This is a genomic window from Corallincola luteus (assembly GCF_004336975.1).
GTDB lineage: Bacteria > Pseudomonadota > Gammaproteobacteria > Enterobacterales > Neiellaceae > Corallincola > Corallincola holothuriorum.
The window spans coordinates 98,591-112,652 of the sequence record NZ_SJXE01000007.1; the positions used below are offsets into that span (position 1 = coordinate 98,591).

Here is a 14,062-nt window from a genome sequence, read left to right on the forward strand (position 1 = left end):
AAAAAGCCACCTGCGTTATGCCGGTGGCATTTTTATGTAGTAGCTCATATATGTCTGACACATCAACGATGAACGGCTGCAATCTAATCAGGCAGTCTCATTTGAGCGAGGAGCAGTCATTCGCTCGGCAACTCACTGTTGGACAAAGATGAGTTAGAGTCGAAGGGCAGCTATGTGCCAGTTGAAGACATTCAAGCTAAAGACCTTGCGGAACATCTCCCCCTGAAAGCGGCCGTTTATCCGCTGATAAGTATCTACCAATTGGGTAGTGATTCACCTTCAGTGAAAACTGCTTCTGCAACACAAATCCCTTACTAGCAGACATTGTCCAACAATCCTGCAGCAGCTTTAGGATAGGGTATGTTTGACTACGCACTTCAGCTATGAAGCGATCGAGGCTTAGCGCTTGACTCGTGCCTAATTCAGTTTCTATACTGGGCCGCGATTTGACGCTTATTAGCGATGGAAATCTCTCTATTTTTTAAAAAGTTAGACTCAAGGTTGAGTTGAACTTCATATGACAGCATAAGGATGTGAAAGGTCATGATACACCTCATTATTTATACTGACTCCCTCAGCAGGGCTGATGTAAACACCTTCCAAAATGCAGCCAAACAACTTGAACTAGATTACCAAAAATCCTATCAGCATCAACGTCACCAGATTATTGTTAAAAAGGCATTTAGTGGAAAAGATATTGTTAAGGAAATCAATTCGTGCAGTTCAGGAACTATTGGCTCTTTGGATATAGTTTCCCACGGGAACCAAGGCGGGATACACATCGCTAGGAAACTCCAAACGCCAATTGATGCGGGCTTCATCCAACGCAATGCTCACTACCACATGCGGAGACACTCGGACAGACCTCAAACGGCAGAAGACGCAGAACAAATGGAAGAGAGTCTGCATGGACTTTACTCAGGGGTCGTAGCAATAAAATCAGTGGGGTATTACTACAACCAGCAAAAAGGAACTCCTGATGACACAGCGACACTAGGCGATATTGATTTTTCTGTGTTCCGTAAAGATGCGTTTGTTGAATTCCATGGATGCCGAACTGCGGAAATGCAACCAGTTCTAAATGCCTATCTTGTCGACAACTTCGCCGCTAATTTTTCAGAAAAGCTACCGCCGAAAAGCACTGTCATCGGTCATATCACGAATTCAAAACCTAATAACAACCCCAACGGAAACCACACTGATTACAGGTTTGGAAAAATCCGCATTTACAACAATGGAAATCAGGCCGGCGATGTAGTGGAACGCCTCAACCTAAAGTTCCTGAATTCCTCAACGCCGAGCTAACTATGAGAATTCCCAACTGTTTAATATTACTGGCTGCTGTTTCTTTTATCTTTGGTGCTGTTGGTTGCGACTCTTCTGGCGTAGCTCAATCTGTAAAACGGCTTGATGAAAAACTACACGAAATTGAAGTAACTTACATCAGCGACACCTGCGATCCATACACCGTAAGACTTTTCCTCACTAACGACGAGGGTAAAGCTGTTATGGAAAGCCCCATTCTTGTTGCACTCCCTGTAGGCCTGAAAGCGCCTAGAGATAGCAGATATGCCGTATCTGGCACCACATTTACGCTCAAAGGGTATCTTTATGCCCATTACTCCGACCAAGCGGGACAAAGGATAGATTTAGTTGCCTGGAAACCAAAGTCGCCGTATTCCTATTGGAGCGATGAGGAACCATCAGAAATCAAAACGGGAAGCGACGTAGTCCCTTGGAATGAAGCTAGCACCGACACTGGCAATCAGTCCTTCAAGTTGCAGAAGTACAACAGCTGCCTATAAATTCGGTTTTTGTCTGTAGATAAATAAGGAAAAACCCAAGACACGAGCTCCCCGCTTAATACACGCCGGAATTGATGAGAGATTTCCCGCGAAATCGTCCCCGCGTTTCTGTTTGTTGTTGCCGTGATTGCGATCGTGCTCCGCTTGATCGTTAACAGAGCGGTGAAGGTGAATGATAAGCAACCCGCGCCCAAACGGTTGTTAGTGGATATGAGCAAAAATACGGTTTGAGGCGTGTTGCCGACATGAGCGTCAGTTGAACGAGCTAAATACAAAAAAGCCACCTGCGTTATGCCAGTGGCATTTTTATGTAGTAGCTCATATATGCCTGACACTCAACGATGAACGGCTGCAATCTAATTTGGCAGTCTCACTTGAGCGAGGAGCTGTCATTCGCTGCAACTCACTGTTGGACAAAACTGTGTCAGAACTATAGTAACGACCGCTCCTGGCACTCTGAAGCCTTCCCAAATAGCTAAATCCAACCAACTATGTAAATTTGAAAATCGGCAATGGTCTGTCAATCCCAACCTCAGATTGCAAATAGCCGAATTAACTAGCAGGTAACACGGACTATTTTTATGCTCCTCATGCTGTGCTGGTTGATTTCAATCTGATTATCTCTTACCTTCCAAAGCTCCCGTCTAGGATGTACGGACAAGCAATTCCCAACAATACAAGGATGTTATATGCACCAGCCTACAGACGAATACGTCACGGTTGCTGAACTAGAACGCGATCTCGCTACTGCCACGGGCAACCCTGCTTTAGCAAAGAAACAAGCGATGAGCTATGCCATCTATTACAGAGGGCTGGTGATTGATTCTGCTAAGTACAAAGGCAACCTGATAACCAAAGATGACCTTGAGTACAGCCGCCACATTCAATGGGAACATGCCAAAAAACACAGTGAAAAACTCTGTGAGAATATGCACAAAGCTGGTCGTGGCTCGCGTCCAGGCAATGTCGAAGCTCATCATATCGTGGCTTGGGACGCTAAACGTGCAGTCTGGGCTCGATTACGGCTGGCCGCGTTTGGCATTGATATCGATCATGAAGCCAATGGCGTTTACCTACCAAACTTTAAGAGAAACGTTCCGATACCAGGCATACCAACTGATAAGTCTCATCGTCAAACGCATACACCACAGTATTATATGAACGTGGAGTTTCTCCTTAAGGAAACTATCGCTGAAGGACTGGGGCGACGCGGTATCATCGAAACATTGCGAGAAATAGGAGAGGAGCTGTATGACGGTGAATTTCCCCTCCGCAAGCTGATTAAGAAGGAGCAGTAACCGTGAGTGACTTTAAGAGCATTTTCAGCGTTAGTCCGGATGTAGATCGTTACCTGACGCTGCAGGAGACAGGATTGGAGATGGCGTTGCAGTCAACCAACGGCGAGCTTATCGAGTTGCGTGGAGTACCTCAGGCAGATAGGTGGCAAACGGTAGAGGTGGAGTGGCTAATCGATGATTTAAGTGAAGAGATGGTTGTTCCGGATATCGCAGCTTGGGGCTCAACCGAATTTGCTTGTTCAGAACCTGTCGCAGATCTGCTGCGCCCGGTGCTGAAAGACACATGCGAGTTTCTTCCTTTATCACTGAATGGTGAGCGCTGGTATGCACTGCATGTGCTGGCAAAGTACAACGCCATCAATGAAGGCCAGACCGTGCTCAACTACCGCGCTAACGGCAAGCCCAGCCGTGTTCGCAAGTTTAAGAAACTAGTTCTCAATGCTAGCGGAATAGAAAAAGATGGCCTTTTCAGAATCGATGGTTGTGGTCTGGCAACTTATTGCACGGATGGGCCAAACGGACTTTTTGAAGCGGTCAAGAAGCATGGTTTAAGTGGATTGGAATTTAACCAGCGAGATGTGAACTGAATTTTGGCGGATTCAACTGGGCTAGCTGCAACCTTGCTAGCTCAGGTTGTATCACGACAATTTCAACACATGAGGTGTCAGGGTAATTTCCAACCTTATAATGCATAAAGCTGAAATAAGTTGCATGAAACTTCATCCTCTGCACTGTATTCTGTGACGCCATGTCTCTATATTGTTGAGGGGCTTGGGTGACCTCTGTTGTTCTGCTGCTAGCTCGACTCTGACTAACTTGCTCAGTAGATTTCTTTTTACCAAAGATAAAGTCAAAAAGACCCATCATCTAGCCCATATATCTCATTGAATATTCACACACGTTACATGGATGAAGAAAACTTGGTCAAGTGACGCAGTGATTAAATGAGGTGCCAACTAGCCATAACTCACTTTGGGGCAGAAGTGGGTTAGTGTTGCAGCACAGCAATGACCGCAATTGGCACGCTTTTGACTGTGAACACATTGATACCTGGATTGTTCAAAGATAAAAAAACAGCGCAGATGCCAGGCTTTACGGTTATGGCTAGAAGGCCCTAGTTGCAGAATCCCTAGCGCCCCAAGCGGTAAGACAACAATATAGATCGCAATCATCCAAAATTTCTCGTATTCGGCATTCCCCTTGTTGAGCAGTCTTGCCCTTCAATCAATAAACCGAATACAAATGCTGTCCGAACATGACAAATATCCGCCCCTGTCTGGCATAGTAAAAGCCAGAAGCCGGCCAGACGCTCACACCATTGACCTCAATGCCGTCTGCGGTGAGTTGAACCTCAAGCGCATCTGAAAGCGGGTCGATATCCGTCAGCAGTTGGATCGTGTCAGATACTTCCGTCAGGGTTCCGGTTATTTCGTCGTACTGCGAGGTATGCCATCCTGTCCAACTGATGACGCTGCCGTTCAGAAAGGGTTCATTGCCGAGGCTAAACCCATAGTTACCCAGTTGCGCCTGCAGTTCATAGGATAGGTTGCGAATGCCTGCAGGCGACCATTGCTTGATATATCGATCATACACGCTGTAATAAACATTACCGGACTCTGTGACTTTAACGTTGCTTGGGCTTTGTTCTGCTGACAAGTCAACCGCAATAGTTTCGCCGCTAAACATGTTCAGGCGCTCAAACATATAGACGCCCTTGTTAATCACCAGATAGTCTTCGTTGATGTGTGCAACGCTTTCACCTGGTGCCAGAGAGTAAACCAGCTCTGCGTTCGAGCCCGGCGAATAAACGATGTTTAACAACCTGATGATTTCGGCTCCGTATGAATCAATAGCGCGTACGGTAACGGCATAGCTGCCAGAAGGTAGACCAACCAATGAATAGCTAACGCTGAACGCCCCCTTGTCGGTCACGGAGCCGATTACGATATCGCCCAGCAACACGTCAGCGGTAACAGCGTCATCGCTTTCGATTGAACCGGATATTGATAATGTGTCCCCTGTTAACAAGGGGTGGGCCGGTGAATCGATGTAGATAATGGGAGGATCGTTGACCCGATAAGCCAACCGTTCAGTCGCCAGACTTCCTGCGCTGTCCGTCGCGACAATCTCAATGTCATAGTCGCCGTGAACAGGCTCCCAGTCTGTGTACCAGACAAACGACTGATCAGAATGCCCGCCGCAGCCAAGATCGATGTAGGAAGATCTGCAAGCCATCAGCGTGATTTCGGGTTTTTCTGCTGTTTGCAACTCTACCAGTTCACCGTTAACCCAGAATTCAACGCTGATAATTGCATCGAGACTTTCAGGCTGTGCCACCAACATCATTGGGATTTGCAGGTTGCCGATATAACCAATCATTGAGAGACCGCTGTTGTAGCTGCTGAACACGAAATCGGTCTGCGCGTAAACACCCGAGCTTATTTCTGCCAGCACATCAAGTCGGTGCGTTCCGTTGATCAGTCGCGTTGTATCCAATACCAGGGTGGCGCTCTCACCTGCTGCAACGGTATCAACGAACCACTGAACACTGCTTGCGCTGCCGTTCAGTCCAAATTCAACCTCGCCTGAATATGGGTCGACGCTAGCGCTGAAATTGATGCTGATTTCTGTTTGCAAGGTATCAATACTGAACTGCGTAACACCCGCATCATTGCTCACTGTGGCCTGCACACCGTTATCCAGCAATGCAGAAACGCGGTATGTACCGGTGATGGCGTTCAGGTTAACTGAGCCCTGCGCACCAGTAGGCAAGGCGCCTGTGGATGCGACCGTTTCCCACTCTATGTTGCTGTGTTCGAGATTACGTTTCTCAATCAGATAGCTGGTTTCGTTGTCGAACGCATCGATCCAACTGACCTCCATCAGATCGTAGTCAACAGTGAATGAGACTTTACCGTTTGCCGCTGGCTGCGGTTCTTCTTGTTGGCCACCGCCACCACCGCAACCAGTTAAGAGTGCGGTCAGCGCCGCAGTGATGATTGTTGTCCGCATCGTTCCTTCTCCTGATACAGCTGTCCCTGGAATGCCGCCATCCGTGACGGTAGATCTATTATGCGGCTTTTATGCGGCTTTCGCGATCGCTATTTCATCGATAAAGCTCGCAAATACGACGCCTGTCATTGTCGACTGTGATCACTTGAAGCGTATCAACTTCTATTTAAGACCTAGTCTTCACGATATTATCGGACTCAGTGTCCGCAGCAACTCGGCTGAGTGTAGGAAGTATTAGTATCTCATTTTGGGTTTGCCACTAAAGGAACAGACAACCGTTAACCTCATCAACGACTGCTATGGATGACTTTTAGCGATCGGATACAGCAGCTTGAATGACGCCTCTTGGCACATAACTGCTGGATGATTCTATCGAGATCTCAGCTTCATTTATGTCTGATCGAGTACGAGCTCCATACAAAAATGCCACTTGCGTTATGCCGGTGGCTTTATTTATAGCTGCGACTTAGTGTCAGTCAATCCACTTCTTTTTCTTAAATACCCAGAAGAACGAGGCTGCGATAAGCACTTTAAACGTGAGTACAGCGAAGTAGCCATATTCGAACTCGAGCTCTGGCATGTTTTCAAAGTTCATCCCGTAAATACCGGCGATAAACCCTAGAGGAACAAACACTGCGGTGATCATCGTTAGGATCTTTATTGTGTTGTTTAAATCATGGGTACTGGTGGTGATATGGCCATCCAGCAGATCGCCACAAATGTCGTAGTACATTCGAGTCAGTCCAGTTAAGCGCCGCGAGCGTTCCAGAATTTTGTTCCATTCATGTTTGTCTTTCACCGTTGTCAGGTTGAGAAACGGTTCGGGCTCGCCACTGATTTGCAACAACAGATCATTATGGTGTTCGAACAATCGGCTTAAGCGGCGGAACTGATAACGGTAGTTGACCAGGTCATTCAGGGTCTCTTTCTGTTCGCCGCCTTGTAACGCATCTTCTTTTTGTTCCAGCAGCTGTTCAAATGAACGAACATTATCCAAGTAACAACGAGTCACCGACTGCAATATCATGATCGCCAATTGGCTTGCTGTGTTGGCTCTTGAACAATATTGATGCGCCAACTGTGCGTTTTGTTCAGCTGAGCGGCTGGGGCGAACGGTGATAAGAAACCTCTCGCCCAGAAACATTGCTACCTGTTGATGTTCAAAGGACAAATCATCAGTACATGAGGCCTGCTCCTTAAACAGCATGAATAGCATGTTAGGGAACTGCTCGACTTTCATTGCATTGGGCTGTTGCAGGTAAGCGTTCATGGCCAGCTCATGGCAACCAAGTTCAACGAGTTTTTGTTTCGCCGTCGCTGACAGTTCACCTTCGATATCCACCCAAATGTACTGGCTGGCTTGCGCATCAAATTGCTCAATTAACCCGATACCGCCTTCAATGATCTGTTCATGTGACTTTATAAATACATGTTCTTTCATGGTGGTTTCCTATCTATATAAAATCGGTCTGATTAAGCGAGTTGCATGCCCTGATAGACTTCGGTTAAGCCGTTGACACAGAACTGTGCGCCCATACAGATAAGGATGAATCCCATGATCCGGCTAAAGGCATCAATACCGCTTTTACCCAGTAGCTTTAACATCGGGTAGGCCATGCTTAATACAAAGAACGCAACCAGTGCAACACCGACAAACCCTGCCAGCACGCCGCCATAGATACTTAATTTGCTCACATCGTCAGACAACGCAGCAATTTCAGACGCACCGCTGATCACAAGCGCCATGGTGCCGGGGCCGCACATACTGGGGATGGTTAAAGGGACAAAGGCAATCGAATCTTCGTTATCCGCTTTGGGCTTCACTTCGTCAGAAGGAAACAGCATCTTGAAGCCAATGGCGCCAATAATTAGGCCACCGCCTAAGCGCAGGCTAGGCATCGAGATATTAAACAGCTCCAAAATAGAGGAGCCGATAAAAAAGGTGGTGGTTAACGCGCAAAACAGGATCAGACTGGCACTCTTTGCCGTCTGTGACATATACGCCTTGCTTTTACCCTTGCTGTATCCCAGAAGGAGCGTGGCGGAAGTCGGGGGGTTAACCATGGGTAATAATCCCAATAGGGTTAACCCCGCCATAGTGAGTATCACATCTAATTGCATACTAGTTACCTCGCAGGAGGGTGATTAAAATCAACGCGCTCGGCATAGGACGATTGGCTTAACGTGCTGGTGAATATGCGAGGTATTGTTTGGGATATGCAGCGATTAGACGATGAATTAGAGTAATTCGTTTTTGCTAGATAGCGACGTGTAGTGGGGATGGGTGGTAGCGAGAACGGACTTAACGTCATCGCCTCGATTGGCAGCGGTGCTTTGTTCCCGTATGGCGTTCAAGTTGTCAGCCATGGCATGTTGAATAGCGATTGATAAAGCGTTCTGTCCACCAAGCGGCGTCAAAAACGAGTGAAGGCCGCTACAGCGGCCCTCTCTCAGGGTTTAGTTGGCAACTAAACCAATTCACTTTCCAACTGTGCTAACCAGGTGGCCACACGATCAGCGGTCAGATCGCTTTGATTGTCATTATCGAGTACGAGACCGACAAAACGACCATCTTCATCAACCGCTTGTGATTCATTAAAGGTGTAACCGTCAGCCGGCCAACTACCGATGACTTCTGCACCACATTCATCGACAGCGTCGTAAAGCTCACCCAGGGCATCAACGAATTCGTCTGGGTAGTTCACTTGATCGCCTAATCCATAAAGGGCGACTTTTTTTCCTTCCAGATCCAGCTCGTCGAAGTTGGGCATAAACTCTTCCCAGCTTTCTGTCTGACACTCTGACGACAACCCGGGCAGTTGCCCTTCACCTAGGGTGGGAGTGCCGAGGATCAAAACATCGTAGCTGAGCAGGGTGTCTGCATCGATACGGTTAATATTGAGTGGTTTATCGGCCACCTCTGCGCCCAAACTGTTGAATATCTGCTTGGCGACTTTGCGTGTATTGCCGGTGTCGGTTCCGAAGAAAATGCCTACTTTTGCCATGGTCTGAGCTCCTTAAATGCCTGCCAAAAGGCAGCAAAAACATATCTAACTATGACATTGCAATAAGGTTGCCATGCTCGTTTTGAATATAACTCATTGAATTTATTGGTGGAGTGGCTGATGTTGGTACGGCTGATGTGGCATTGTCATACGACATTGTCGCAAACAAGACAGTGGTCGTGTGGGAACAAACATTTTGCCAAGATACGCTTTGGCAAAGTTGCTGCGCGATCTGAGATGACGACGGCAAAAAAAGGGGCGCTTTGACGCGCCCCGACTGCTCAAACTATGACGGTGTAGATTGGATTATTCGTCGTCATCATCGTCTTCCGGTGGAAGCCAAGTGGTGGGGCGATATATCTCCACTCTGTCACCTTCCACCAGTCGTGTCTCTAGCGTGGCTAGCTTGCCGAAAATACCGACTTTCTGTTGGTCTAGCTGGATCTCGGGAAACAGCTCCTGCAGGCCAGAGCGGTTAATCGCGCTGATCACGGTCGCATATTCAGGCAGATCTAGATCCATCCACACCTGTTGTTCAGGCAGAGCGTAAGCGATACTGATACGCATCATTAACCTCCTTCTACGGCAGTGACGAGTTTATTCTTGGCTGCTTTTCTCGCCGCGATATGTTGTTCGAGTAAACGTTTCGCGGACAACATGCCACCTAAGATCAGGAAGCCGCCGGGGGGCAGGATCAGCAGCAGGATGCCACGATAATCGGGGATAATGACCATCTCTAGAAACGCAAAATGTTTTCCAAGCAGCAAACTGGCGTTGGCAAACAAGGTGCCGACGCCAAATAGCTCTCTAATGCCACCCATCAATACCAGTACCCAGGTAAACCCCAGTCCCATCGCCAGCCCGTCGGCTGCCGCGGGTAGTATGGCATTACGACTGGCAAACGACTCGACGCGGCCAAGAATGGCGCAGTTGGTAACGATTAATGGAATAAACAGCCCTAACACTTTATGTAATGGGTGAAGCCAGGCATTGAGCAGTAGATCTGTAATGGTAACCAGCGTGGCGATCATCAGAATATTGACCGGAATACGCACCGCACGGCTGATCAAGGGGTTAAACAGTGAGGCCAGTACGTTGGCTGCAACCATCACCACCAGTGAGGCCAGGCCTAGCCCCAAACCATTGGTAGCACTGGTCGTCACCGCCAGCAAAGGACACAAAGCTAAACTTTGTCCCAAAACCACATTATTGTTCCAGAAGCCGTCGGCAAAGATTTTACGGTAATCACTCATGGCGTTTCCTCCGTTGGGGAGAGATCTTGCTTCAGGGGGAGATCTTTAAGTGCGCGATGAACGCCGTTAACGATCGCTCTTGGGGTTATGGTGGCTCCACTGAATTGGTCGAATTCGCCGCCGTCTTTGCGAACGGCCCATTGCTCGTCACCTGTATTGCCAAGTGAGTGGCCGTCAAAAGCGAGTATCCAGTCACTTTTGGCCAGTTCGATTTTGTCCCCTAGGCCAGGCGTTTCAGCATGGGACAGCACTCTTACGCCAAGGATCTCGCCCTGAGGATCGGTACCGATCAGCAGTGAGATGGCACCGGCATACCCCATCGATTCTGTTTTAAGTACATAGCCTGTGACTTGGCCTTGTGCATTCATTGCGGTGAACATGGCGTAGTCGTGGCCTTCGGTACTGAAATGCTGTTCTGATTTAAGGATGTCGTTTTGATATCTTTCTAAAGGCATTACTTGCGCCAACCCTGCTAACTGATCTTCCTCTGCGCGCATGGCGATTGCCGGCGCGGTCAGCAGGTTTGTCAGCAGCAGGCATAGTGTGGCCGTGCCCGTAGCACCGGCGAGCAGTGCTGTTTGATAGCTGAGTGTGTCACGCATTTTTTCGATACAAGGCAACATAGGTCCTCCTAGACACTCAAGCGGCTGCGGGTACCAAAGATCTTCGGCCGCAGGTAGTGGTCGATGATTGGTGTGGTGGCATTCATGATGAGTACGGCAAAGGCGACGCCTTCCGGGTAACTACCAAAGCAGCGGATTAACCAGATCAACAGGCCGCAACCTATGCCAAATACCCATTGCCCTTTAGGACTGGCGGGAGAAGTAACCATGTCGGTTGCGATAAAGAAGGCCGCCAGCATGGCGCCTCCAGAGCAAATATGGGTGAGGGCAGACGCATATTCGCTGGGGTTAACCAGATGGGCGATAGCGGCGGGAACTGCCAGACCAAGTATTAACGCTGTAGGCAGAGGCCAACTGATGACACGGCGCCATAACAAAAATAGTCCACCGCAAGCCAATAACACTGCGCTGGTTTCGCCCAAACTACCGGCATGATTACCTAGCAGCAGTGCCTTCGCTGAAACCCCAATGTTGCTGTGTGCAGCCAAGGGGGTGGCAGCGCTGACACCATCAATACCGTTACCAAGCCAGCTGTCGGTGAACGCCAGTCCTTCAGGAGTCATCAGTGGAGCCGCTGTTTGATTCCATGACGTGAGTTCGACAGGGAAACAGATCAGCAGCATTACCCGCGCCAGCATCGCTGGATTGAACAGGTTTTGCCCCAGTCCACCGTAGATCTGCTTGCCTACCATAATGGCGAACAGAGAGCCGCTGAGCGCGACCCACCAAGGTGTTGATGGCGGCAAGCTCATCGCTAGCAGCCATCCAGTGAGCATGGCTGAGCCGTCGACGGCACTGTGCCAAGTTTTGTTTTGTGGAAGCAGGCACACTGCTTCACAGATCACTGCGCTTACGCAGCAAACTAACCACACCTGAAATGCTGGCAAACCGAACAGATAGAATCCGTACAGCGTAGCGGGCGTGAGCGCGAACAGCACCAGAAACATCAGCTTGGTGGTGCTTTGGTTGCTGTGACTATGGGGACCGGAAACTGCTGCAAATTGCACCATTATGATTCTCCTGTGGTTTTACTGGCTCTGGGGGCACGTTTGCGCCGTGGAGATTTGGCCGCTTTTGCTGCCTTCGCTGCTTTTTTCTCTGCCGCCTCTTTCGCTAGCCGCAGTTGGCGCGCCTCGGTTAATTGCCGTGCTTGGCCAGATTTGTTGGTCATGGCGCGTTGCGCATTGAGTGCACCGCGGGCGTGTTGGAAGTACTGCACCAATGGGATATTCGATGGGCAAACATAGCTACACGCTCCGCAGAGCAGGCAGTGATCTAGGCCAAACTCCTTGGCCCCCTCAAAGTCTGATACGCGGCTATGGGCGGACATCTGAAATGGCATTAGCCCCATCGGGCAGGCATTGACGCAGCGCCCACAGCGCACACACTCGTGGCTTTGCTTAGGGCGGACTTCCTCTTCGGATAGCGCCAGTAAGCCGCCAATGCTTTTATCGATAGGAACAAATGGCGATGGCAGCGCTTGCCCCATCATTGGCCCCCCGGAAACCAGACGTGCGGCTTCCATTTTTAAGCCACCACAAGCAGCTAATACTTGTGATACCAATGCGCCAATTGGCACAACAATATTGGCTGGCTGTTCGACGGCTCCCCCAGAAACAGTGATCACCCGTTCAATGAGTGGTCGTTGATAGCGCACGGCGTGGAATACGGCTCGCGCGGTGGCGACGTTATGCACCAGCACTCCGATGCTGGTACTGAGCTGTCCGGCGGGCACTGCTTTGCCTGTGACCGCTTTGATCAGATGGCGTTCTGAACCCATGGGGTAGAGGCTAGGTACTGACTGAATGCTGACCTGTTCTGCTTCGCTACAGGCGCTGGTGAGCGCTGCTAATGCCGCGGGTTTATTGTCCTCAATGGCGATAATGGCCTGCTTGCAGCCAATGGCTTTCACCATCAGCTCTACGCCGGTAACAATTTCAGGCGCGTATTCGCGCATTAGACGATCATCACAGGTTAGATAGGGTTCGCATTCACCGCCGTTAATGACTAGCGTGTGAACACCATTCTGTGCTGCGAGGCGGAGCTTGATACCGGTCGGGAAGCCTGCGCCACCAAGCCCAACCACACCGGCCGCTAGCACTCGTCGAATAATGGTTTCAGGTGATAGTTCAAATGGATTGCATGGCTCATGGGGGATCCCCCAGCGCGGATCGTCATTGGCATCAATCACCAAGGTTGCGCCTTTCAGCCCCGAGGGGTGAGCGGTGACATGGGGTTTAATTTCCCGTACTACGCCATTGACTGGGGAGTGCAGGGGAACACTCATATCACTGGCACCCTTGGCCACTAACTGGCCTTTGTAAACGGTTTCGCCTTCATTGACGATGGTATGCAGCATGGAGCCATTGCGCTGTTGTAGCCCGAGAAACACCTGCTTTGGGTGGGGCATCGTGGTAATCGATGAGTGCTGCGACAGCTCTTTATAGCCCGTGGGATGAATACCACCGCTAAAAGGCTTGCGACTCAATGACGAACGTAGCTTATCGAATGAGAACATGGGCCACTCCTAGGCAACGTTGGGTTTTGGCCATTGCCATGTATGGATGGCAGGCGTCACGGGTTGCATGGTTAGGCAATCCTGTGGACAGGCTTTTTCACATAGGCGACAGCCTGTGCAGACTTGGCTGATGACGGTATGCATCTGTTTACTGGCACCGACGATGGCGTCAAATGGGCACGCTTTGAAGCAGCGGGTGCAACCAGAGCATTGGCTTTCTTCTATATAAGCCACCCATTGGGTGTCATCACCTTTGGCCGTCAGGTCAACCCCAAGCAGTTTGGCGATACTGGCGGCCAAGCTATTTCCGCCTGGGGGGCAGCATTCCGGCCCCAGTGTGCCAGCGACCATGGCTTCGGCAGCCTGACGACAACCAGGTTCGCCGCACTGGCCGCATTGTCCGCCCGGTAACAGCGCTTCGAGATCATCGACACGGGAATCACTTTCCACTTTAAATGCCCGCGATGCCCAGCCCAATAGACCACCCAACAGGGCGCCAAGGGCGATAAAACAGCTAACAGATATGATCAATGTAAAAAGGCTCATGG

At 49.6% G+C, this 14,062-nt stretch carries 14 protein-coding genes; 4 read left to right on the plus strand and 10 right to left on the minus strand.

Features of this window, described 5'->3' with window-relative positions; translation table 11 throughout:
- The first annotated feature begins 543 nt into the window (after positions 1-543).
- From EZV61_RS13845 to EZV61_RS13860, 4 genes are all read left to right on the plus strand, one after another.
- Positions 544-1,305, plus strand: a complete 762-nt coding sequence (locus EZV61_RS13845; protein ID WP_131416321.1) for a hypothetical protein — start codon at positions 544-546, stop codon at positions 1,303-1,305.
- 2 nt (positions 1,306-1,307) lie between these two features.
- Positions 1,308-1,805 (plus strand): hypothetical protein, encoded by a 498-nt coding sequence (locus EZV61_RS13850; protein ID WP_131416323.1) that lies wholly within the window; start codon positions 1,308-1,310, stop codon positions 1,803-1,805.
- A gap of 689 nt (positions 1,806-2,494) precedes the next feature.
- Complete coding sequence (locus tag EZV61_RS13855; protein ID WP_131416325.1) at positions 2,495-3,103, plus strand: AHH domain-containing protein; 609 nt, start codon at positions 2,495-2,497, stop codon at positions 3,101-3,103.
- Positions 3,104-3,105: 2 nt separating this feature from the next.
- The gene (locus EZV61_RS13860; protein ID WP_131416327.1) at positions 3,106-3,690 is read left to right on the plus strand and encodes a hypothetical protein; all 585 of its coding nucleotides are present in this window, start codon (positions 3,106-3,108) and stop codon (positions 3,688-3,690) included.
- A 637-nt stretch (positions 3,691-4,327) separates the two neighbouring features.
- On the opposite strand, the gene EZV61_RS13865 is transcribed toward EZV61_RS13860, so the two are convergent.
- The 10 genes from EZV61_RS13865 to EZV61_RS13910 form a co-directional block, all read right to left on the minus strand.
- On the minus strand, positions 4,328-6,115 hold the full coding sequence (locus EZV61_RS13865) for a hypothetical protein (protein WP_131416329.1): 1,788 nt from the start codon (positions 6,113-6,115) through the stop codon (positions 4,328-4,330).
- Positions 6,116-6,587: 472 nt separating this feature from the next.
- Positions 6,588-7,556 (minus strand): magnesium transporter CorA family protein, encoded by a 969-nt coding sequence (locus EZV61_RS13870; protein ID WP_131416331.1) that lies wholly within the window; start codon positions 7,554-7,556, stop codon positions 6,588-6,590.
- A 32-nt stretch (positions 7,557-7,588) separates the two neighbouring features.
- On the minus strand, positions 7,589-8,236 hold the full coding sequence (locus EZV61_RS13875) for a MarC family NAAT transporter (protein ID WP_131416333.1): 648 nt from the start codon (positions 8,234-8,236) through the stop codon (positions 7,589-7,591).
- Between the two features lie 347 nt (positions 8,237-8,583).
- Positions 8,584-9,120 carry a flavodoxin gene (locus EZV61_RS13880; protein ID WP_131416335.1) on the minus strand — a complete coding sequence of 179 codons (537 nt, stop codon included), beginning with the start codon at positions 9,118-9,120 and terminating at the stop codon, positions 8,584-8,586.
- A 306-nt stretch (positions 9,121-9,426) separates the two neighbouring features.
- On the minus strand, positions 9,427-9,690 hold the full coding sequence (locus tag EZV61_RS13885) for an RnfH family protein (RefSeq protein WP_199405132.1): 264 nt from the start codon (positions 9,688-9,690) through the stop codon (positions 9,427-9,429).
- Entirely contained in the window at positions 9,690-10,373 is a 684-nt protein-coding gene (locus tag EZV61_RS13890) for an electron transport complex subunit E (RefSeq protein ID WP_131416337.1), read from the minus strand. Before EZV61_RS13890 ends, EZV61_RS13885 begins: the two co-directional genes overlap by 1 nt.
- Positions 10,370-10,996 (minus strand): electron transport complex subunit RsxG, encoded by a 627-nt coding sequence (rsxG, locus tag EZV61_RS13895; RefSeq protein ID WP_114336454.1) that lies wholly within the window; start codon positions 10,994-10,996, stop codon positions 10,370-10,372. The genes EZV61_RS13890 and rsxG overlap by 4 nt, the downstream gene beginning before the upstream one ends.
- 8 nt (positions 10,997-11,004) lie before the next feature.
- Positions 11,005-12,006: an RnfABCDGE type electron transport complex subunit D gene (locus EZV61_RS13900; protein ID WP_131416339.1), complete on the minus strand. Its 1,002-nt coding sequence runs from the start codon at positions 12,004-12,006 to the stop codon at positions 11,005-11,007.
- On the minus strand, positions 12,006-13,514 hold the full coding sequence (rsxC, locus tag EZV61_RS13905) for an electron transport complex subunit RsxC (RefSeq protein WP_131416341.1): 1,509 nt from the start codon (positions 13,512-13,514) through the stop codon (positions 12,006-12,008). The genes EZV61_RS13900 and rsxC overlap by 1 nt, the downstream gene beginning before the upstream one ends.
- Before the next feature lie 9 nt (positions 13,515-13,523).
- On the minus strand, positions 13,524-14,060 hold the full coding sequence (locus EZV61_RS13910; protein WP_131416343.1) for an RnfABCDGE type electron transport complex subunit B: 537 nt from the start codon (positions 14,058-14,060) through the stop codon (positions 13,524-13,526).
- Between the last annotated feature and the right edge of the window lie 2 nt (positions 14,061-14,062).